Source organism: Lentzea sp. NBC_00516, from assembly GCF_036346835.1.
Lineage (GTDB): Bacteria > Actinomycetota > Actinomycetes > Mycobacteriales > Pseudonocardiaceae > Lentzea > Lentzea sokolovensis.
On record NZ_CP107840.1, the window covers coordinates 2,251,680 to 2,272,869 of the forward strand.

Genomic DNA, 21,190 nt, shown 5'->3' on the forward strand with positions numbered 1-21,190 from the left:
ACGACCTCGGTCGCGGTGGCGGATGATGACTCCGCTGCACGAGGATGGGGCTCGATCGAACTGGAGGTGTCCGATGTTCGAACTGAGCATCGAGGAGGTGGTCGCGGAGAGCAATCTCGAACTCTTCACGCGTGTTGACGGATTCAAGATCAAGCTGTTTCAGCGCAACAGCAGCAGTACTGCGCTGCGGTTCACCGATGACCAAGGCCAGGAGATCGCCAGCTTCCCCTGGTGGGACGACGTCGACCAGGATCTCCGTAGGTGGACTGTGGAAAACATCCCTCTGGGCAACATCCCGCAGCCGTACACGGACCTCGACCAGGGCTGGGGCATCCTGATCTGGCGCCAAGCAGATCGGGTGTACATCGCGGAGTGCAACGGCGAAAAACTGTTCCACAGCCTGCACTGGGTCGTGGCAGATGAGTACACCAACGCGTGGACTGATGCTCTGGCACAAGCACGCCGAACCCCCGAACCAACGGCTTGACTTGCTCTCATGCCGCTGATCGCGTTGCCCGAGCGCGCTCATGCCGATGACAGGAGGTTGCGCACCGTGGGTCGTCGCGGTGCGCACCGGTCACCGATCATCATCGATACGCTTCACAGGTGTCGACCGACGAGAGCACACCGCAGGTATTCCACAATCGGTTCGCCGACGCGATCGGACCCCCGTCAGGTGGACCCGACCGGGATCCATGCCGGTGCGTCGGCTACTCGAAGTCGACCCGACCGCTGACCGTCTCCTTCCACCAGGACAAGCAGGACCACGCGGCAGCGGGCTGGCGGCACCTGCTGGCACTGGTCGACGAGGCCGCCGCGGATGAGCGGACGGAGTTCGCCCCGTTCAGGGAGATGAGCGGCGCGGAACGGCGGCAGGTCATCACCCTGCCGTCCACGATCGCGAAGCTGACCGCAGTCACGCGCCTGGTCCTTTACGGCACGAATTTGGTGCGCTTGCCACCCGAGATCGGAGCGATGACCAATCTCGAGCTGTTCGAGCCCTATACCTCGCACCGGTTGCACTGGTACCCGTACGAACTCACCAAGTGCGCGAAGGTCGCCGATAGCACGGTGAGTACCCGCGTCCTGTACGGCAACGTCAAGTTCCGGCCGCCGTTTCCGGCATTGCGGCCGGTCACCTACGCCGACCAGGTGGACTTCGCCGCGCTCGATCCGGGTGTGTGGGGCACCACCGCCGTACGGATTTGCAGCGTCTGTGACGGGCCGGTCGACCAAGAACTGCACCAGGTATGGATTTCCCGCTGGGTCGGCACAGACGTGCTGCCACTGCTGGTGAACGCCTGCTCCGCGAACTGCGTGGCCGCACTACCGGAACCGGCACAAGGCTACGTCCCGACGCCGCACACCGGCGGCCCGGACATCGTCCAGCCCGTCGGCAGGTAGCGGAGCAACAGCCGGCAACCCGCACGACGCACTCTCATGCCGCTGGTCGTGGGCGCCGAATCGCAGCGGGAGGCTTTGATCATTGGATGCGCGCGACCAGGCACCGCTCGCTGTCGGTGAGCATGGCCCCCGTGCGGCGGGATGGCTCAACCCAGAGCACAGTCAGTTCCTGCGTCTGTCACCTGCTCGACGGCCGGTTCCAGATGCGCCACCACTGCCTGTGAGACGTGACTGGTATCGATTCGGAGTGCGGGACCGGTACGCAGTCCTGCGCTGCAGAGGAGCGGGGCAGGTCGGGAAGTCCGGCAGCGAACGCGATGGAGCTGCGTTGATCGCGCCCGATGGGGACGGTGGAGAGCAGCTCCGTGATGCGGCGCTGCTGGGTGACGGTCGGCTGCAGGTACATCGGCAACTCGCGCTGCCGGCCCAAGGCGGCAAACCGCGGGTCTGAGTCGTGGAGGAGCTCGAGATCAGCGATGACTGCTTCCCACCCGCCGCGGCGGCGGTGGAGCCACCATGCCCGGCGGCGACGTTCCGGATCCTTCGCTGCCTTGAGCGGGGCCAGGTCGGTGAGAGACCACAACCGAGGGCTGCCGATGAGGACCTCGCCGGCCAGCCGGGCCACTCGCGAGTGGTCGCCGGCTACCGACCGGAGCAACAGCGGGATGTCCTCGGCGGTGGCACCGCCCCGGAGCAACGACAGGCCTACTTTCCGCAGCGGAAGCTCCGTGCTGCGGACCAGGCCGACGATCTCCTGCCGTTCGATGGCGGTGCCAGTCTCGGCGAGCCCGGTGTAGGCGCGAGCGCGCACGATGGGTTTGGCGGTGGAATGTGCGCACGCGGCATAGACAACGGCTGGATCGCGTCCCATCTCCTGCCAGCGGCGACGAGCCCACAACCGGGTGAGCACGGAGGAGTCGAGCAGAAGCCGCTCCACGTCGGCGGGGTCGAGCCGCGCAGCCGTCAGCTTCACCAATGCCAGGGTGCGGCTCTCGGCGGACCGGTCGCGAAGCAGCACCCTGGTGATCACATCAGGAGTCGCCGAGTCGGCGATGACCTCGATGAGCCGCCGGCGGACCACTTGGTCCCTCTCTCCGGGCAGCAGCACGACCGCGTCCGGCAAACCGAGCAGTCCGGAGTCGAAGCTGTGCTGGAAGGCGGCGCGCCGGAGGTCGTAGTCCGTGGACCTGCGGAAGCGGGCCCACACGTCCGCCTCGCCGTGCTCGGTCACCAGTGCGTGCAGGTACAGCGCCAAGACCTCGAAGCCCCGGCCGCGCTGCTCGATCCGACGCAGGAGTGGCACCAACTGGTCGGCGTGATCCAACGTCCGTCGTCGCAGCACCTCGCCCGCAGCCACCTCGCGGATCACTCGAACGTGGTCGTTGACTCGGACTGCCAGGGCACGATCGCTCAACGCGTGGAGAGAGGTGACCAAGGACCGAACGGCGCGCTCACGCACGTATCCGTCGGGGTGCATGCTGGCCAGTACCGCGACGACGGGCAACGGACTCGCCAGAACCTCACTCGTCCACTTCTCCGGCTTTCCCAGCGCCGGCCGTTCGTACCGGAACTGACGAGCATCGTGGTCGATCCGCAAGAACTCACGTGCGGTCACCGAGGTGAGCCAGGACGCGGTCTCGTCCAGAACAAGCCGGCCGCCCTGTGCGGCCGCTACGGCACCCTCACTCAGTCGGCGGCGGATCTGCGGCGGGGTCAGCATGCAGACGATTCTGACGGCTTCGCGTCCAACGGTCATCCGAAATGAACCTGCGGCGCCCTTGCCAGGCCAGCCGAAGAACATCCTGTCCTACCGCTGATCGTGTGCCGAACGAAGACGCGCTCATGCCGCGAGGCGCGTCCTCGCTGGGTAAGCCGGACGATGGTGCTCCCATCTCTCGCTGATGCTGCGAGAACAGACGGCAGGCTCGCCCCTGCCAGCCGAAGCCTTCAGGGGCTGAGGGATCTACTCACACTGCTGGACTGGAACACCTGCGACCACACCCACACGTCCGTAGCCGCTGACGCCATCATCATCCGCAAAGCACGCCACGAACAGCCAAACTCGCCGATCGACCCACGGCGACAAGTCCTCATACCGGCAGGAGCCCAAGCGCACTTCAACCTCCACGCGGGCGACCGTCTACTTCTCATCCACTCCCCCAACACGCAGTACTGGTGGCGCATCCCGCTGCGGTGGTCGCGTCCATCCTGAGCGCGCGCGCACTACGTTGACTTCGGAGAACTTGTTGGCACTTAACGATAGCCGTGAGCACCACGAGAACTACAAGACAGAGCGTCGACGCTTGTCTCGCAGCCTCGCCATCACGGCAAGCCAGCTCATCCGAGGTGGCTTGCCGTGACGGTGGGCTGGGCGATGTCGCTGTGCCCAGCCCTACCCCCAGGATGCGCCAGGCCGACGCCGACGAGGGCAGCAAACCCGGTGTGAGCCGCAGCGACTCGGCCGAGTTGCGCGAGGCGCGCAAGCGGATCAAGCTGCTGGAACAGGAGAACGAGGTCCTGCGCCGCGCGACGGCGTACTTGTCGCAGGCGAACCCGCCGGGACAAGGCCCTACCCTCGTGAACGAGTTCGCCGCCGACGACATCCCCGTCACGGCGACGCGCCGGGTCTTGAACATCGCTCGACAGCCGCACTACCGATGGCGTGACAGGCCGGTGACGTCACGGAACTCAAGCGGGCTCATCGGGCGAACGCGTTGTTCGACGCGCACCGCGACGATCCGGAGTTCGGTTATCGGTTCCTGGCCGACGAGGCGCGCGACATCGGCTTCGGCAAGAAACGCGGCCGCAACGAGAAGAAGTCCGGCCCGCCTGTCCACGACGATCTGGTCCGCCGCGACTTCACCGCCACCGCGGCGAACCGGCCGTGGCTGGCCGACATCACCGAACACCGCACCACAGAAGGAAAGTTGCATCTGTGTGCGGTCAAGGACGTATGTTCCAACCGAATCGCCGATCCGACAGGGGTCCCAGACCGCCGGTCCCGCCGCTGCGGCCAGGATCGAGATCACCACGGTCTCCCTGGCCTAGGCAAGGAATCTCCGGCGACGGCGGTGAATCGTGGGCGGGCCGCCGCCGACGTTGTCGGTGGCCTGGATGCTCGGCTGTTCACGGTCGCGCTACCACAGCGAGAAGAGCCACCACGGCACGCTCGATGACCATCGACGAGCTGACCAAACTGCTTGGCATCAGCCTGTCAAGGGTGCGCCCTGGACAAACGAAGTGCGCTTCGCTTAGGCTGAGCCCGAAACGGAATGCATTCCGTTTCGTTGCGCGGTGCAGCTGCAACAGATCAAGCCAACCCAGGTCATCTCGCGCCACGCACCGGAAGGGGCGTGCTCCACCTGCATCGAGACAGACGCAGCCGCCTCCCCTCGCAGAGGACCTGCATCCACCAGAACGCATCGCGCGCACCTGGGCGTTCGCCGACCGGGAAGGAAACACGATGAGCGTCGTCATGACACTGGGAGGTGGAGGGATGCTCGGCACAGCATGGCAAGCCGGGCTCCTGCACGGGATACAGGAAAGCGGTGTCAGCCTTGCCGCGGTCGACGCCGTCATCGGAACGTCGGCCGGTTCGATCGTCGGAGCGCTGCTCCGAACCGGTGTCCATTTGGGACCGGAACTCGTGGAGCGGTTGCAGGCCAGCGCCGCATCTCTGGCGGCCAGTCAGGCACCGGCCGGTGGCACACATCCTGGCCGGGATCCCGTTGCCGTTCTGCTGAACGCAATGGCGGCAGTCGACACGACCGACCCGCACATGAGTGCCCGTCGTCTCGGCGAAGAGGCTCTGCTGGCGGCCACTATTCCCGAAAACACCTACTGCGCGGCGTTCGAGGCACTAGTAGGTCGGGAATGGCCCGTCGGGTTCTGCTGCGCCAGCACGGAGGTGGCAACCGGCCGCGTACGCGCGCTGAACGCGTCGACGGGCGTGCCGTTGTTCGTCGCCGTCGCCGCAAGCGCCGCGATCCCGATGGTCTTTCCCTCTGTGAGGGTTCGGGGGATGCCGTACTTCGACGGTGGCGTGATCGACTCGCTCAACCTCGACCTGGCGACCGGGCACGACGCGGTCATCGCTGTGTCCTGTTTCTCGCTCACCGGGGATGACGAGGGACAGCAGTTGCAGATCGGACTCGACGCCGCACGAGCCGCGCTGCACAGGATCCGTACCAGTGTTCCCATCGTGGAACTGATCGAACCGGACGCGGCTTTCGCGACCCTCAGCCGAGGCGGTGCCGCCGCGATGGACATCGGCCTCATGAGCGAGGCGCATTCCGCAGGACAGCGGTGGGGGCGCGAGTGCGCTCCTCGCGTCCATGCGGTCCTCGCGCGTTGAATCGATTGCTCAACAAGACGGAAGAACGATTCCGCGAAAGGCGAACATGCAGCACAAGACCGCGATCGTCACGGGCGGAAACACCGGGCTGGGGTACCACTGCGCCAAGAGCGTCGCCGAACGCGATCACGCGTACCACGTCGTGCTGGCCTGCCGGAACCTGCCGAAGGCCGACGCTGCGGCCGAAACCCTCAGGACCGTGACGGGCAATCCGAACATCTCGGCCATGAAACTGGACTTGGCCTCCCTGTCATCGGTCCGCGGCTTCTGCGACAGCTTCTCCCGAGCGGACCTGCCCCCTTTGCATGCCGTGGTCTGCAATGCCGGCCTCAGCGCCGCTGGCACACCCGGCACACCTCGTACGACGGACGGCATCGAGATGATCTTCGGCGTGAACCACCTGGGGCACTTCCTGCTGACCAACCTGCTGTTGAATCACATGGGGGACGACGGACGTATCGTCTTCGTGACCAGCGACTTGCACGATCCCCCACGGTTCTTTCCTGCCAAACCCGCCTACGACAACGCGCGCTCCATCGCGAACCGAAAGTCGGGGATGACCCAGTACTGCACGTCGAAGCTGTGCAACATCTACTGCTGCCACGAGATGGCACGCCTGCTGGCCGAACACACCGATCGCCGCATCACCGTCAACTCCTTCAACCCCGGCGCCATGTCGGACACCGGCTTCACCAGGCCGACGGGGAATGTTCTCGTGCGAGGCGCAGTGAAGGTGGTCGGCGGCATCATGGGCACTGTCATCGGGAAGGCGAGCACAGCGGCCGAGTCGGGACCGGTGCTGGCTTCGCTCGTCACCGAGCCGTCGTTCGGGACGGCTACCGGGAAGTACTTCGACCGGGGCGTGGAAGTGCCCTCGTCCGCCCTGTCCTACGACATGGACAAGGCCAGGGAGCTGTGGACAGGCAGCATGGAACTGTCCGGCTTGAGCGATGCGGAGACCATCTTCGCCCCGTCCAGGAAGCAGGACTGACGACGGACGCGCCTCCGTGATCGTGCGGTTGACCCGTGGTTCACCACGTGCAACAGTGAAAACGGATTGCCTTCCGTTTGTACTGTCCCGTAAGGAGCGCGCTCTTCGTGTCCACCGGTTCCCGTCCCGCACAACGCCCCCGCGCGGACCGCGAGCGGAACCGCGACATCATCGTCGCCGCCGCGAGGCGAGCGTTCGTCGAAGCAGACGAAAAGGGTGTGCCGGTGTCCATGAACGGCATCGCGCGTGCCGCCCAGGTGGGCGTCGCCACCCTCTACCGCCACTTTCCCACTCGCGATGACCTGGCAGAGGCCGTCTACCAGAGCAAACTCGACGAGTTGACGGCACGGGTGGCCGAACGCACCCATACGCAGAACGCGCATACGGCGTTGCGCACCTGGGTGCAGGAGTTCGCATCGTTCATGCTTTCGAAGCGCGGCATGATGGACACCCTCCGGCAGGGGTGGCAGTCCGGGACGATCACGACCTCGGACACCGCCGCCAGGATCGCCGACGTCATCGACCAGTTCCTGCGCGAGGGCCGGGACGACCACAGCATTCGTAGTGGTGTCGAACCGATGGACGTCGTGATGGGCATCTGCGCCCTTCTCAGCACGACCCCACCAGAAGATGACCACGGCTCACGCGCACAACTCCTGCTGACTCTCTTCGTCGACGGGCTCAGCACCCGGACCACGTGAAGCCTTCCGACGCGCCGGCCATCGACGACGTCAAGGCGACCGTACGGCGCCGACGATCTTGAGGATCGCCGACTTCGTCGTGTCCGGGTGCCGCTCTGCGCGGGATCGCGATCATCGGTGTGCTGCTGTTCCACACCGGACGCCTCGTACCGGGCGGTTTCCTCGGCGTGGACATGTTCTTCGCACTTTCCGGTTAGCTCATCACCGATCTGTTGCTGCGCGAGGCCAAGCGGACCGGCACGGGATCGCGTCATGGATCGGCAGCTTCTCGACCGTCCCAGATGGACGGCAAGCTCACGTACAGGCACGACTCAACTGGCCAGCTGGTCGCGCTCTTGCCGACGCCGACGGTGGCCTTTCGCCGTACTCACCGCGTCATCCGTCGATCAACTGGAGTCACGACCGCGTTGAGACAGGGCCCCACACCGCAGGCGCCCGTCGCGCGGTGACCACTTTCGACGGTGAGATCACGTCACTGCGCCGCGAGCCACCACCGGAAGCGTGCCGACCAGCCTGCCTCCACTGGTCAGGTGGAAGGTGTCGTACAGGTTGACCGTCGTGTCGCAATGACTTGGAGAGAGCCAGACGAGGTCGTCGATCGGGCGGCCCGCACTGCGGACGACGCCGTGTTCGTCACCGGCCACCTGGAAGGTGAAGTCTTGTTCCCCCGCGACCTGTGGCATCCCGTCCTCGGTGCTCACCGCCTTCCAGCCGGCGTCCACTACAGCCATGTTCGGCTCAGGCCTGCTGACCACCTGGGACACGACATGCAGAGCCGGGAGGTGACCGAGTCCGCGGACCGACGAGTAGTGCCAGTCCATCACCGCGTACGAGCCTGGCTGCACTTCCGTGAGCACGTCCGCCCCTGGTGCGAAGGAGCACGTTCCCGTGCCGTCCCCGGTCACGACCTCGACGGGCAAGCCGTGAGCCTTCAGATCTGCCACGATCTCCCGCAGTCTCTCGTACACCGCCGAAGCTGCCGCTTCGCGCTCGGCGATGTCGCGGATGTGCTGGTTGTGCCCGCCGTAGCCTTGGATTCCCCTGAAGCGCAGGGCTGGGCTGCGGACGCAGAGCTCGGCGAGCTCTCGCGCCTGGACGGTGCTGCGAACGCCGGTCCGTCCCTGTCCCACATCGATGTCGACGAGCACCGCCAGTTCCACGCCGCGACGCGTACAGGCCTGGCTGAGGAACGCCGCAGCGTCTCGGTCATCGACAACGACGGTCAGTTCACCCAGCAGCGCGAGGTCCAGCAAACGCTCGATCTTGCTTCGCGGAACGGGACAGGTGATCAGCACGTCCAGGATGCCTGCCTGCACCATCTTCTCAGCTTCGCCCAGCTTCGTGACGCAGATCCCGGTCGCGCCCAGCGCGATCTGCTGCGCGGCGATCCACGGACTCTTGTGCGTCTTCGCGTGCGGTCGTAGCGCGATCCCGTTCTCGTCAGCCCATTCCTGCATGCCCCGCAAGTTCTCCAGCAGCCGGTCGAGGTCCAGCACCAGCGCAGGCGTGGAAAGAGAGGCCAGCTCGGAGCTCACTGCGCCTCCTGGACGAGTTCGGGCGGGAGGTCGGCTGACGCGGGGGTCCACTCGGAGATGTGGTGGTGATCGGTTGCTCGCTGACGCCGGTACTGGCCGGCGGCGATGCCGTATTCGCGCTTGAAGGCGTTGGCGAAGGCGTAGACGGAGCCGTAACCGCTGTGTCGTGCAATCGCTCCCAACGGCGCGTCGGTCGTACGGAGCAAGCGAGCGGCACTGGTCAACCGCCACCAGGTCAAGTACGTCAGTGGCGGCATGCCGACCAACGCGACGAACCGTCGCGCGAAAGCGGCTCGCGACATTCCGGCGCGCTCGCCCAAGGACTGCACTGTCCACGCGTCGTCGGGGCTGTCGTGGATCGCCCGCAGTGCTGGAGCGATCAGGTTGTCGCCGAGGGCGACACACCAACCTGTGTGCTGCTGGCCCGCGCGCTCGGTGAACCAGGCACGGATCAGGTGCACGAGCAGTACGTCGAGCAATGCCGGCACCAGCACGTCCTTCCCCGGTTCCTGTTCGGTGAGTTCATTCCGCAACAGGGCGATCGAGGACTCAAGGCCGGCGTAGCGGCCGGCGTGTGCCGGCAGGTGCACCAGCTCGGGAAGATCATCGATGAGCGGGTGAGGACGGGCTTGGTCGAGCTGATACGCACCGCACACGAGCTGGCCGTCGCCGTTGATCGCGTTTTCCAGGGCGTGCGCCGCTCCACGCGGGAAGAGGACCGCGTCGCCGGGCCCCAGCGTCACCGTCGGGCCGTTCTCCCGGATCACGTGGCACACACCGGCGGTGACGACGTGGAACCGGGCGCCTTGGAACGCGGGGAACTCCATCGCCCACGACGGCTCCGCCTTCGTCAGCGCTGAATAGGGCCTGCCTGTGCGCATGGCGCCGATCGCGTCGCTGAGCACGTCCATGACGGAATCATTCCCTTCAGATCAGGAAGCGCAACTCGCTACGAACCGCTCGATCCGCGTGGCGGCCTCGCGGCCTTGCGGGTAGTCCATGAACGTGTAGCCGTGGATGGCTCCGGGGGCGATCTTCAGCTCCGCGGCGTTGCCTGCGGCGACCCACCGCGCGTACATGAACAGGCTGTCCTCGAGCAACGGGTCCAGCGTGCCGACCGTGAACAGCGCCGGTGGCAGGTCGCGCAAATCTGCCAGCAGCGGGGACACCTGCGGGCTCGCGGCGTCGGCATCGGCGAGGAATCGCGTGGTCATCTGCACCAATGTCGGCGTGTCGATGACGTGTGAACCGCGGCCGTACAGACGAGCCCCTGGGGTCAGACGGAGGTCGTACATCCCTTGGGAGAGGTTCAACCCGCGTAGGACACCGTGCCCACCGCGATCGCGTAACCACAACGCCGTCAAGCACGCCAGGTGAGCACCTGCCGACTCTCCGCCCAGAATCACACGATCGTGATGCTCCACGGATGCCGTCCCGTGGAGCAGCCAGCTCAACACGGTCTGCCCGTCCTGCACAGGTGCTGGGAAGACGTGGTCGGGCGCCAGCCGGTAGTCGATGCTGAGACAGGTGACACCGGCGGTGTCCGCGATGCGTTCGAGGACGTCGTCGTGGTTCGCGGCCGAACCGAACGCCCAGCCACCACCGTGGAAGTGCACATAGACCCCGCGAGACTGCCCCTGGGGAGGCACAACCCTGACCGGCACCGCAGGTGCGTTCCCGAACGCCGCTTCGATCGTCGACGCCCTGGCAGAGTTGGTCGCAATGGGAATCACACCACCTCCGGGAGGCAACGCCCGTTCCTGCTCGACGGTCAGCTCGGTCCGGTGTGGACGCAGCGCCGCCGCGGCGGCGACCTTCTGGTTGAGTTCACGGGTTGCCGGGCTCACCGCCGCGTCCGAGAAGAGCTCGCGATCCAACTGCCACTGGTTCGTGCCGCCGGTCATCAGGAAGCCCACCTCTTGATCGAGTACCGGCCGTTCTCCCGCGCGACCTCAGCCGCACCCGCTCCGCCCATGTGCGCCGGCACCACCAGGCTGTTCGTGGCGGCCGCCTGCTCGAGGACGCGGTGCCGGGTGCGCGAAGCCACGACCTGGTCCTCGCTGAGGCAAGTGTCGTGGTCCGGTTCGATCAACTGGATCGGAATGTGGACGACGTCGCCGACGAACAACGCCCGGTCCGTGCCCGACTCGAGCCGCAGCACCGCCGATCCGGGAGTGTGACCCGGCGCGAGCTCGAGCGACAGATCGCCGTCGATGCGGTAGTTCTCTCCCTCCCACAGCACCACCTGCCCCGCCTGGTGCACCGGCAGAATGCTGTCGGCGAACGTGGCGCGGTCGTCGATGACCGAACCGAACGTGGCCTGACGGGTGTGACCGTTGACCGGGTTCCAGTAGTCGTAGTCGATCTTGTTCATGACGTACTGGGCGTTGGGGAAGGTCGGTACCCATTCGCCGTTGACCAGTCGCGTGTTCCATCCCACGTGGTCCGCGTGCAGATGGGTGTTGACGACGATGTCGACGTCCTCCGGACGCACCCCCGTTTCGGCCAACTGGGCGAGGAAGTCGCCGTCACGCCGGTCCAAAGCCGGGTGCTCGCGCGGCTTGTCGTTGCCGATGCCGGTGTCGATCAGAACCGTAAGGCCCTCACTGCGCAGGACCCAGGTCTGCATGTACGCGCAGTAGAACCCGGTGGTCGCGTCCCGGAACTCCGGGTCCAGCCAGGACTCGTGCTCCAGCCAGAGTTCGTCGGGGACGGACGGGAAAAGGACGTCCGCAGGAGCGAACTGGCCCTGCCATTCGACTACGCGGGAGACCTCGACGTCTCCTAGAGTCAACTTGTTCATGACACCAAAGTAGGCAGCTCGAGTGAGACGGGAAATGCTCTGTCGTCTCCGCTGGTTAATCCAGCGTCTCACCCACGACAGAGAGCCTTCCACCGTGAGCGGGGCCAGTCGACGCCCTGAGCGGCCTCTTCGTAGCAGACGGACGTGTTCTTCGGCTTGGCCTTCCGGGTGACGTTGCGGCGCAAGCTCGGCCCCGGGTTCTGCCGGTCGAGGCTGGAGGCCTGATGGTGCACGAGGACGAACTGAGAGCGATCTTCTCCGTACTGCGGTCACGGACATCGCCGCCGGGTTCCAGCTCCGCCGCCGACCTGATCCGGCGCAGCCGAGCGCGGCGCCGCAACGACGCGGTGATGGGAAGTGTCATCGCCACCGCGGGGATCCTGGTGCTGGCACTGGCATTACAGCCCGTCACACCCAGCACGCCCGTGGATCCCGGCCCGTCCCTGCAAGCGCCAACCTCGACGAGCAACAGCGTGCTCACCACTCCCAACGGACCACCCGGCTCATACCGCACCACGCCGAGCTTCCCGTTCACCACCACGGGAATGGCGCCCCCGGCTACGTGACCACTTCGTCGACGCGATCGCGAACGTGCCGCGCTACACGAGGCCGTGAGTGTGGTGCAGACGTGGGGTGCCGGCGATGTGCTGAGGCGGGCATGCGATCGGCACAGCGACACCGAACGTGAGGCGGAGGTCGCGCGGGTCAACAACCCATTCAAAATCATCCTGAAGTCGTACGTGAGAACGCGACCACAGTCGGACGCTCGACGATCCGTCCGGCAAGCACTGTCTGTCCCGTACAGACCGTCACCTTCCACTGGCCGACAACGTTCATCACGGACACCCCGGAACTGTTGTCCCGGAAGGGTTCGGCGGCGGGCAGGACTCCTCGCCGGTTCACCACCGCTAGTCGCCAGCAGTCCTCGGTCCGGCCGTGGCCTTCGATCCTCGTCTTGTCCTGCAAGCAATTCCAAGGAGCATCATGATCCGCAGAACGACGGCGCTGATCGTCGCCGGCGTCACCGCTGCCGCCGCAGCGGCAGCCGGAGTGGCCTTAGCCGGCACGGACACCGCCAGCACCGTGGAGCACCACACGGGCGCCATCACCTGGCAGCCCTGCCCCGCGGGCAACGTCGCCCTCGAGTGCGGCCAGGTGCAGGTGCCCGTCCACTGGCAGAAACCCAACGACGACAGCATTTCACTCAAGGTCGCCCGGCTCCCCGCGACGGGTGAGCGGCGCGGGTCGGTCGTGGTCAACCCCGGCGGCCCCGGCATCCCCGGCACGCAGTTCCTGATCGGTTTCGCGAGCAGGTTCGGCAGCGCGCTGCGGTCGTCCTTCGACATCGTCTCGTGGGATCCGCGAGGAGTCGGCGGCTCGGCGCCGATCAGATGCCCCGGCATCGCCAAGAACTCCGATGGCATCCCCACATCGGTCAGCGAACGGGAGCAGTTCGAACAGATCACCGCCGCCTGGGCCACCGCGTGCCGCAAAGCCGTGGGACCGCTGTTCGACACCGTCGACACCATGAGCAACGCGCGGGACCTGGACCACCTGCGCACACAGCTGGGCGAGAAGAAGCTCAACTACTACGGCGGTTCCTACGGCACCCGGATCGGGCAGTTCTACGCCGACCTCTTCCCGCACCGGGTCGGTCGCATGACGATCGACTCGGTGGTCGACACCACCAGTGAGAACGGCGAGTTCATCGACGGCGCGACCCGCGCCAGGGAAGAGGCGTTCACCGACTACGTCACGACCTGCGCGGATCGCGCAGGCTGCCCGCTGACCGGTATGACGTTGCCGGACGTGCAGTCCCGGCTGGCCCCGCTCATCGCCGAGGAACCCGCCGTCGGCGGCGAGATCGTCGGCAACCTGACCTCCCCCTCGTCCTGGCCGAAGATCGACGAGCACCTCACCAAGGTCCTCGCGGGCACCTACCAGCCGGACAAAGGACCCGACGTCTCCGGCGAAGTGCTCAACAACAACGTGAACTGCCTCGACCTGCCCGATCACCGGTCGGCACAGCAGGTCATCGACGACAGCGAGGTCGCGGCGGCCCGCTATCCGCTCTTCGGCAGGTTGTTCGCCGCCACCACGGTGTGCAACCAGTGGCCCGCGCCCGCCACCTACCGACCACACCGGATCACCTCGCCGGTTCCGGTCCTGGTCGTCGGCACGACGCACGACACCGCCACCCCGTACGACTGGGCGGTGCGCACGGCCGAGAACCTGGGCGCGGGCAGGCTGTTGACGCGCCAGGCCACCGACCACGGCGCCTACGGCAAAACCGACTGCATCACCTCAGCCGTCGACCGGTTCTTCGTCGACGGCACACTGCCTCCGGCCGGGCAGATGTGCGTGGGCTGACCCGAGGATGCGCATAGATTTCAACGGCACGGTGCTCGGAGATCAATCAGTAGCTTCGGGTCTCCCGCCCGCCGCGCATCCCGCACCCACGACCGCAACGTCTCGTGCGAGAACCCCAGTTGCTCCGCGATCTGTCGGATCGGCCGATCATCGGCCAGCATCAAGTCCACCGCATCCCGGCGGGACGCCTCCTTTCGCCCAACAGCACACGCTGTCAGGACTCAAGGTGTCGGCCATCCGAGGACAAATCCAGGACGGCCGATGTCGGGCAGGGATGAAGCGCAACGGCAGAAGAGAACAGGGCCCGTCAACTCCTGCTGGCAGAAGGAACCGTCTCTGCTCATCGCTGTGTCAGAGCTTTGTCAGCCATGTCCGAGCCTTGGCCAAAGGCACTGCGCTCGCGCTGTCCCACTGCCAGAACAAAGGGAACAACAACCATCGCATTGACCAACCTCCGGTGCTGACCTGGCGCCTCGTACAGCCGCCACGTACCGGTTCACCATCACCCACGTGATCAACCAGGCCCAGAACCAGGTCGGTGACTACTACCTCGGCTTCAACGGCCTCGGCAACCACCGCCCCGACTACGGCCCCGGATCCCGATCCAGACGTGCGAGGAACACCAGCGCACGCACTGACCAGAAACCCAAACGCCACCCCGATCATCGACACTTCACGAAAGAGGAGTCGTCCCTCGATCGCCAGTTGACCAGGCCCTGCGGCCTGCATCCGCGAACGGTGGAACCCTCTCGCTGTTCTCGACATCCGTGTGACCGAACAACAGAACTATCCGGCCCCGCCGTCGAGCAGCCAGTTGAAGCGCAGCCTCAACGCCCGTTCCGTGCTGGCCAGTGCGGCCACGACCCCCAACGCGATGTTGAGCCACGTCGGCAGGTCGATCGGTGAGGTGAAGACTCCGATCTGCGCCGCGATCGGTGCCGGCTGGGTCAGCTTTTCGAGCAGTTGCATGACCAGGACTGCCAGCGAGACGAGGAGCACGATCGTCGAGGAGTAGCTGATCCCGCGGCTGAGCGCCGGGTGGGCGCGGTCGAGGTGCTCCCGGCGCCCTTCCGCCGAGGAGCGGTCCGGTTGGAGCCGGTGCTCGGACCCGTCGGCGGTGACGTAGTGGCACCGCTTGAGCCCGAAAGCGCTCTTCCTCACCTCGATCTTGCCGCCTGGGACGGGAAACGCGGCCGGTAGCCGGGACCGGGCGTGGTGCCTGCCGTCGACGTACAGGTCGGCGTTGGCGAAACCGGAGTCGTCGGTGCGGTTGTGCCGGACGTCGACGGAGTAGACGGTGTGGCCACCGTCGCCGTCGGGCAGCCGGAGGTAGAACAGGGAGCGGCCGAGCAGCTGCCACCACCGGAACCGCGGCAGCGCGTGCCCGTCACCGGACTTGATCCGGCGGGCGGCTCGGCGGTTTCGCATTTCTTCGAACACGGCCGGCCTCCCGCTCATCGGCCCGGTGCCGCGGCGCAGGCGAGGTCCTGCGGGCGTTGGCCGGTGGTCAGGAACTTCGTCGCCGCGTCTTTGGCGCAGTGGTTGTCACCCCACGGGTAGATGCCGTGCCCGCCCTCATCGGCGGTCACCAGCGTGGCCCGATTTCCGAGTGCCCGCCGGAGTTCCTGCGCACCGGTCAACGGCGTGCCGGGGTCGCGCTCGTTCTGCAGCAGCAGCACGTTCGACGGGCCTCGGTCCCCGATGCGCACCGGCGGCTCGGTGTGCTGGTCCGGCCAGAACGCGCAGGGCCCGATGTTGGCCGTGACCGCGCCGAGCATCGGGTACTTCACCCGGTCGACGGCGACCGCGCGCTGGTAGTCGTGGACCGAGTCCGGCCAGCGTGAGTCACCGCAGATCACGTACAGCCGGGCGGACATGGAGTTGTCGCGGTCGGTCGTCGGCGGCAGGGGCACCGGCTGGTTCGCCTCGATCGCCTGCCAGGTCTTGGCCAGAGCGGGCAGGGCGGCGTCGCTGTAGAGGTACTCGAAGGTGATCCCGCGGAACGCCATCCCGTTCACGCCCTGGACCGGCTTGGCGTCCAGCCGCTTCGCCAGGTCGAAGTACTTGGCGGTCACCTGCTCCGGGGTCGTGCCCAGCCCGTGTTCGGGGTGCGCCGCGGCATAGGCGGCGAAGTCCGGGAACCGGTCCTGAAACCCGCGGGCGAACCTGCGCATGGCTGTGACGTCGTACCCGCCGGGCCCCAGGTTGCTGTCGAGCACGACGCGATCGCCGCGGTCGGGGAACATCGTCGCGTACACGGCACCGAGGTAGGTGCCGTAAGACGCGCCGAGGAAGGAGATCTTCTGTTCGCCCAACGCCTTCCGGATCCGCTCCATGTCGCGAGCGGTGTTCGCGGTGGTGGTGTGCGGCAGCATCCTGCCGGTCGGCGAAGTGGTGCACTGCTGGGCGATGGAGCGCGCATAGCCGGCTTCGCGGGTGACATCGGCCGAGGTGTGCGCGTAGGACGCGAAGGCGCCTCGTGCCTGCTGCTCCGGGGTCAGCTCGCAGGTCACCGGCGTGCTGCGGCCGACACCGCGCGGGTCGAACCCGATGATGTCGTAGGAGTCCAGCACTTCCTGCGGCAGGCCGGAACTGGCGAGCAAGGCGGGATAGCCGAGCCCTCCTCCGCCAGGGCCGCCCGGATTGGTCAGCAACACACCACGTCGCTTGGCCGGGTTCTCGCTGGCCAGGCGGGAGATCGCGATCTCGATCCGCTCGCCGCCGGGGTTGTGGTGGTCCAGCGGGACTTCGAGGGTCGAGCACTCGAGCCGTGGTGCGGCCGCGCCCTCTGGGCAGGCACCCCACGTCAAGGTCTGCGCCGCTGCGGAGCCGGCGGGAACGGCGGTGGCCAGCAGGGCGGTCACGACGAGGGCGACCGGCAAGGTCCTGCGCATCTTTGTCCTCCTGTCGAAGCTCGCGGGTACGTGCCCGGCTGGGAACAACTCTGTCCATTCCGCTCCGCGACCACATCGGTCCTGCGGCTCGGCCACCCCCGACCTGGGTCGAGTGCGCCGATGCGACCAAGGTCGGAGGTGGACTGGACCTGGGGCTCCTGCGACGGCCTCGGACTTTCGTGACAATGACCAGGTGAGCACGGATTCGGCACCACGGTCGGCGAGGTGGTGGGGGCAGGCGTGGCGGCTGGTGGTGGCCGCGCTGCTGGGCATCCCCTTCTGGTTCGCCACCGCGGTGCTGGTACCGCCGGGATGCGCGGCGAACACGTGTTCCTGGCTGGTCACCGGTGATCCGCTGGTCGCGCTCGCCTGCCTGGCGCTGCTGCCGTGGCGACAGCGTTTCCCGCTCGCGGTGGCCACCGCGGTCACGGTCGCTTCCAGCGCGTCGACGCTGGCCGCGGGCGCGGCGCTGCTGGCCCTGTGCTCGCTCTCCACCCGCCGCCGCCCGGTCGAGATCGGCGTGGTGATGCTGGCCTTCGTGACCGCCTCGCAGGTGCTCGCGGGCATCTACCCGATCGGCGTCCCATCGGTTCCGGTGTGGCTCGCGCTCGTTTTTCCGCTGCTGTGCGCGGGCACCGCAGTGGCCATCGGCGTGGCTGTTGGCGCCCAGCGGGTCGAAGCGCGATCCCTGCTGGAACGAGCCGAAAGCGCGGAACGGGAACAGCACGCACGAGCCGCGCAGGCCCGCGCCCAGGAGCGGAACCGGATCGCCCGGGAGATGCACGACGTGCTCGCACACCGGATCTCGCTGGTGGCCATGCAGGCCGGTGTGCTGGACCACCGCGCCGACCTGACGGCAGAGGACACCCGTCTGCTGGTCCGCGGCATCGCCGACGGTTCCCAGCTCGCACTGGAAGAACTGCGGGACGTGCTCGGTGTGCTCCGCGGCGATCCTGACCGCCCGGAACCACCGCAACCCTCGCTCGACCGCCTGCCCGCCCTGATCGCCGACTCCCGCGCCTCCGGAATGGACGTCACGCTGACGAGCACCGTGGTCGGCGAACCACCTGAGCTCATCGGGCGAACCTGCTACCGCATCGTCCAAGAAGGACTGACCAACGCCGCCAAACACGCTCCTGGAGCCGAAGTACAGGTCACCCTGGAGGGAACGGCCGGCGACGAACTGCGCGTGAGCGTCCACAACTCACCAGCCACCAAGACCAGCGCCCGGCCACCATCCTCCGGATTCGGGCTGCCAGGACTCACCGAGCGCGTCGCCCTCGCCGGAGGCACCCTGAACCACCGCCCGACGCCCAACGGCTATCTCCTCGCCGCGCGACTACCCTGGCAGAACCGGACTGGGAGAGGCCGAGTGGACAGCGAGCACGAACCGACGCGGGTGGTCATCGTCGACGACGACCAGTTGGTGCGGATGGCCCTGCGGCTGCTCCTCGACGGCGAGCCGGACCTGACCGTGGTCGCGGAAGCAGCCGACGGAGAGGTCGCGCTCACCGTCGTCGAACAGCAACGGCCGGACGTGGTGCTGATGGACGTGCGCATGCCCGGCCGCGACGGACTCAGCGCCACCAGGGAACTGCTCACCCGCCCGTCACCGCCCAAGGTGCTCATGCTGACCACCTTCGACTCCGACGACCTGGTGCTCAGCGCTCTGGAAGCCGGAGCACTCGGCTTCGTGTTCAAGGACACCCCACCCGCGCGCATCGTGGACGCGGTGCGCACAGTCGCCGAGGGCAACCCTGTGCTGTCCCCGGCTGCCACAGCGCGGGTGATCGCCGCCGCCACCGGGCCACGGCCCTCCAAACCCCGCCGTGAGGCCGCGCGAGCGAGACTGTCCACTTTGACCGAACGCGAGCTCGACACCGCACGGGCCATCGCGGACGGACTGAGCAACCCGGAGATCGCCGAACGACTGCACATCAGTGTTGCCACGGTGAAAGCGCACACCGGCAACCTGTTCGCCAAGCTGGCGGTGGAGAACCGGGTACAGATTGCACTTGTGGTCCGCGACGCGGAGAACTGAGATAGTCAGACCGTGGCGACAGTCCAGCGTCGTCCAGCAAGAAGGATCATGGTGTCGTAGCCTGTGGTGTGCCAAAACATGGCCCAACGGGTCTGACCTGAGGATCAAGCTGCTGCAGGTTCGTCTGGCCGCCGGACGCAAGTAGTCTTCTTCAACTCGAGTTACACCGTTCGTTTGACAGACCCTGACCATGCGTTCAGACCGAGTGAAACTCGCTCGCGTCGCCCACGACGCAGCTGCAACGCTTTGCACGTGAATGACCAGAGGCCAGAGAAATGCGTCTTCTGCGCCATCGTCGCCGGAGAGGCCGAGGCGAGCGTGGCATATGCAGATGATCGAGTCGTTGCGTTCATGGACCTCGGCGCGGTGACGCCGGGGCACGTCCTCGTAGTGCCACGGCTGCATGCCGTCGGGCTGGAAGACCTGGACGAGGAGACGAGCACACACGTCTGGAGGATCGGCCACCGCGTCGGCCGCGCCCTTCGACGCTCTGGTCTGCGCTGCGAGGGCGTCAACGTGTTCCTCGCAGATGGAGAAGCCGCCTTCCAGGAGATCTTCCACTTCCATCTGCACGTCTTTCCACGCTTCCGCGGCGACAGCTTCCGCATCGACGCGGACTGGGCCACCCGTGCTCGCCATCTGCTCGACGAAGAAGCCAGTGCCGTTCGCCAGGGGCTGGACGTCATCGACGCCGACGCACCAGCAGCGCCCGCCAACACAGAGCAATAGCGCACTGCGCTTGACTCGATCACCCGCACAAGTCGGCCTGTACCTCGACGCCGGAAAGATGGTGCACGCTCCGACTTTCGGCCAATCCGTCCAGGTCGGCCCGTACCGCTGGGACGGCGGCGACTAGCTTCCGGCGTCCCAGCCCAGCGGAGCTGGAACCGCCGTAGCTTCCGCGCATGAATAACAGTTTCCGCTTTCGTGGCGCGGCTTGTGGTCACTTTGAAGGGAACGTCAGCACTCGGGAAGCCTGGGCGGTGAGGCCGATGCTCGTTGTAGTGCGCTTGGTAAGTCGCGAGTACTTGACGCGCATGGCCCTTCTCCCAGCCCGTGGCCGGTTGTGCTGCTTCGATTCCACACCTGATCGGCACCCGACGGGCACACCACCCCACGCTCGTTGAGCTCACGAGCCAACGACGACACCACCGACCATGCACCGGTGAGCTCGACGCCATCGAATGAGCACACTTGTCCGCGTACTGAAACGACGTTCGAACGCCGGCATTTCCAGCTTTGATTCCTCGTCCGATGGATGGTCCTGCTCGTCCAGGGCGTCTGTACTCTCGTTGCCAGAAGCAAACTCGTACTCATGACGAGGAGTCCCTCGGTGGACGCTGAAGCCGCTTACGCACTGCCCACCGCCTACCGGCCGGGCTACGAGCTGGTGGCGGAGCGGATCCTGCAGCTCATCGCGGAGCTGGAGTTGCGTCCCGGCGATCGCATGCCGACCGAGAACGAGCTCGCCGGGCGGATGGGGACCAGCCGGACGGTGGTCCGGGAGGCGGTGAAGATTCTCTCGGCGCTCGGCAGGGTGCGTGCGCACAGGGGGCGCGGGCTCTACGTGGCCGACGACGACGGGATGCTGAGTTCGTCCCGGTGGGGTGGCTCCTTCATACCCACCGACCTCGACCACGTCTACATGCTCTTCGAGTTCCGCCGGGTCCAGGAGGCCGCGGCCGCGAGGATCGCGGCCACCCGCGCGACGCCTGCCGAGCTGCGCGCCATCGAGGTCGCCGCCGAGCTGTGCCGGGAAGGGCATGTCACCGGGCAGGCGGCGTTGTTCGATCGCGGCGACGACGACTTCCACCTGGGCATCGCGGCCGCGTCACACAACCAGTTCCTCCTCGCGGCGGTGCGTGAGGCGCGCCGCTTGCAGCGCCAGTCCAACGTCATCGGGATGAACGGCGAGGTCGGCAGTCACACCGCGGAGGCGGTGGAGGAGCACGCCGCGATCTACCGGGCCATCCGTGAGGGGAACGAGGACGCTGCTGCGGCGGCCGCCGCCGTGCACGTCGACAGGACCCTCGAGGACTACCGGCGGGAGATCCAGCGCCGCGTGTTCGGGTGACCGCCTGCTCAGGACTGGCGTCT

At 66.8% G+C, this 21,190-nt stretch carries 18 protein-coding genes and 2 pseudogenes; 12 read left to right on the top strand and 8 right to left on the bottom strand.

From position 1 onward, the window contains the following. Window positions 1-73 precede the first annotated feature (73 nt). Window positions 74-487 (top strand): hypothetical protein, encoded by a 414-nt coding sequence (locus OG205_RS10225; protein ID WP_330275955.1) that lies wholly within the window; start codon window positions 74-76, stop codon window positions 485-487. Window positions 488-606: 119 nt separating this feature from the next. Then, complete coding sequence (locus OG205_RS10230) at window positions 607-1,404, top strand: leucine-rich repeat domain-containing protein (RefSeq protein ID WP_330275956.1); 798 nt, start codon at window positions 607-609, stop codon at window positions 1,402-1,404. A gap of 178 nt (window positions 1,405-1,582) precedes the next feature. Here the strand turns inward: OG205_RS10230 and OG205_RS10235 are convergent, their stop codons facing one another. Further along, window positions 1,583-3,124, bottom strand: a complete 1,542-nt coding sequence (locus OG205_RS10235) for a hypothetical protein (protein WP_330275957.1) — start codon at window positions 3,122-3,124, stop codon at window positions 1,583-1,585. 1,012 nt (window positions 3,125-4,136) lie between these two features. Between OG205_RS10235 and OG205_RS46755 the strand changes: the two are divergent. From OG205_RS46755 to OG205_RS10255, 4 genes and pseudogenes are all read left to right on the top strand, one after another. Further along, window positions 4,137-4,373, top strand: a pseudogene (locus OG205_RS46755) (IS3 family transposase); the annotation flags it as partial. 494 nt (window positions 4,374-4,867) lie between these two features. Continuing rightward, window positions 4,868-5,758, top strand: a complete 891-nt coding sequence (locus OG205_RS10245; RefSeq protein WP_330275958.1) for a patatin-like phospholipase family protein — start codon at window positions 4,868-4,870, stop codon at window positions 5,756-5,758. Window positions 5,759-5,804: 46 nt separating this feature from the next. Next, entirely contained in the window at window positions 5,805-6,749 is a 945-nt protein-coding gene (locus OG205_RS10250; RefSeq protein ID WP_330275959.1) for an SDR family NAD(P)-dependent oxidoreductase, read from the top strand. A 107-nt stretch (window positions 6,750-6,856) separates the two neighbouring features. Then, window positions 6,857-7,450 (top strand): TetR/AcrR family transcriptional regulator, encoded by a 594-nt coding sequence (locus OG205_RS10255; RefSeq protein ID WP_330275960.1) that lies wholly within the window; start codon window positions 6,857-6,859, stop codon window positions 7,448-7,450. Window positions 7,451-7,917: 467 nt separating this feature from the next. Here the strand turns inward: OG205_RS10255 and OG205_RS10260 are convergent, their stop codons facing one another. The 4 genes from OG205_RS10260 to OG205_RS10275 are packed head-to-tail and all read right to left on the bottom strand — an operon-like array spanning window position 7,918 to window position 11,788. After that, window positions 7,918-8,985, bottom strand: a complete 1,068-nt coding sequence (locus OG205_RS10260; RefSeq protein ID WP_330275961.1) for a DSD1 family PLP-dependent enzyme — start codon at window positions 8,983-8,985, stop codon at window positions 7,918-7,920. Next, window positions 8,982-9,896: an AraC family transcriptional regulator gene (locus OG205_RS10265; protein WP_330275962.1), complete on the bottom strand. Its 915-nt coding sequence runs from the start codon at window positions 9,894-9,896 to the stop codon at window positions 8,982-8,984. The genes OG205_RS10260 and OG205_RS10265 overlap by 4 nt, the downstream gene beginning before the upstream one ends. A gap of 21 nt (window positions 9,897-9,917) precedes the next feature. Next, entirely contained in the window at window positions 9,918-10,889 is a 972-nt protein-coding gene (locus OG205_RS10270; protein ID WP_330275963.1) for an alpha/beta hydrolase, read from the bottom strand. Continuing rightward, a complete protein-coding gene (locus tag OG205_RS10275; RefSeq protein ID WP_330275964.1) occupies window positions 10,889-11,788 on the bottom strand; it encodes an MBL fold metallo-hydrolase in 900 nt (299 codons plus the stop codon). Before OG205_RS10275 ends, OG205_RS10270 begins: the two co-directional genes overlap by 1 nt. A gap of 224 nt (window positions 11,789-12,012) precedes the next feature. Between OG205_RS10275 and OG205_RS10280 the strand changes: the two genes are divergently transcribed. Together OG205_RS10280 and OG205_RS10285 are read left to right on the top strand one after the other, a co-directional pair. Further along, a complete protein-coding gene (locus OG205_RS10280; protein WP_330275965.1) occupies window positions 12,013-12,354 on the top strand; it encodes a hypothetical protein in 342 nt (113 codons plus the stop codon). 418 nt (window positions 12,355-12,772) lie between these two features. Then, window positions 12,773-14,158 (top strand): alpha/beta hydrolase, encoded by a 1,386-nt coding sequence (locus tag OG205_RS10285; protein ID WP_330275966.1) that lies wholly within the window; start codon window positions 12,773-12,775, stop codon window positions 14,156-14,158. 20 nt (window positions 14,159-14,178) lie between these two features. On the opposite strand, the gene OG205_RS46760 is transcribed toward OG205_RS10285, so the two are convergent. The 3 genes from OG205_RS46760 to OG205_RS10295 form a co-directional block, all read right to left on the bottom strand. Further along, the gene (locus OG205_RS46760) at window positions 14,179-14,376 is read right to left on the bottom strand and encodes a helix-turn-helix domain-containing protein (protein ID WP_442916814.1); all 198 of its coding nucleotides are present in this window, start codon (window positions 14,374-14,376) and stop codon (window positions 14,179-14,181) included. Between the two features lie 568 nt (window positions 14,377-14,944). Beyond that, window positions 14,945-15,586, bottom strand: coding sequence for a hypothetical protein (locus OG205_RS10290; protein ID WP_330275967.1), 642 nt, complete (start codon window positions 15,584-15,586; stop codon window positions 14,945-14,947). A 26-nt stretch (window positions 15,587-15,612) separates the two neighbouring features. Then, entirely contained in the window at window positions 15,613-17,052 is a 1,440-nt protein-coding gene (locus OG205_RS10295) for an alpha/beta hydrolase (protein ID WP_330275968.1), read from the bottom strand. 526 nt (window positions 17,053-17,578) lie between these two features. Here OG205_RS10295 and OG205_RS10300 point away from each other — a divergent pair. From OG205_RS10300 to OG205_RS10315, 4 genes and pseudogenes are all read left to right on the top strand, one after another. Then, window positions 17,579-17,989: pseudogene (locus tag OG205_RS10300) on the top strand (histidine kinase); the annotation flags it as partial. 435 nt (window positions 17,990-18,424) lie between these two features. Beyond that, entirely contained in the window at window positions 18,425-19,093 is a 669-nt protein-coding gene (locus tag OG205_RS10305) for a response regulator transcription factor (RefSeq protein WP_330278137.1), read from the top strand. Between the two features lie 252 nt (window positions 19,094-19,345). Beyond that, window positions 19,346-19,822, top strand: a complete 477-nt coding sequence (locus OG205_RS10310) for an HIT family protein (protein WP_330275969.1) — start codon at window positions 19,346-19,348, stop codon at window positions 19,820-19,822. A gap of 604 nt (window positions 19,823-20,426) precedes the next feature. After that, complete coding sequence (locus tag OG205_RS10315; protein ID WP_330275970.1) at window positions 20,427-21,167, top strand: FadR/GntR family transcriptional regulator; 741 nt, start codon at window positions 20,427-20,429, stop codon at window positions 21,165-21,167. Window positions 21,168-21,190 lie beyond the last annotated feature (23 nt).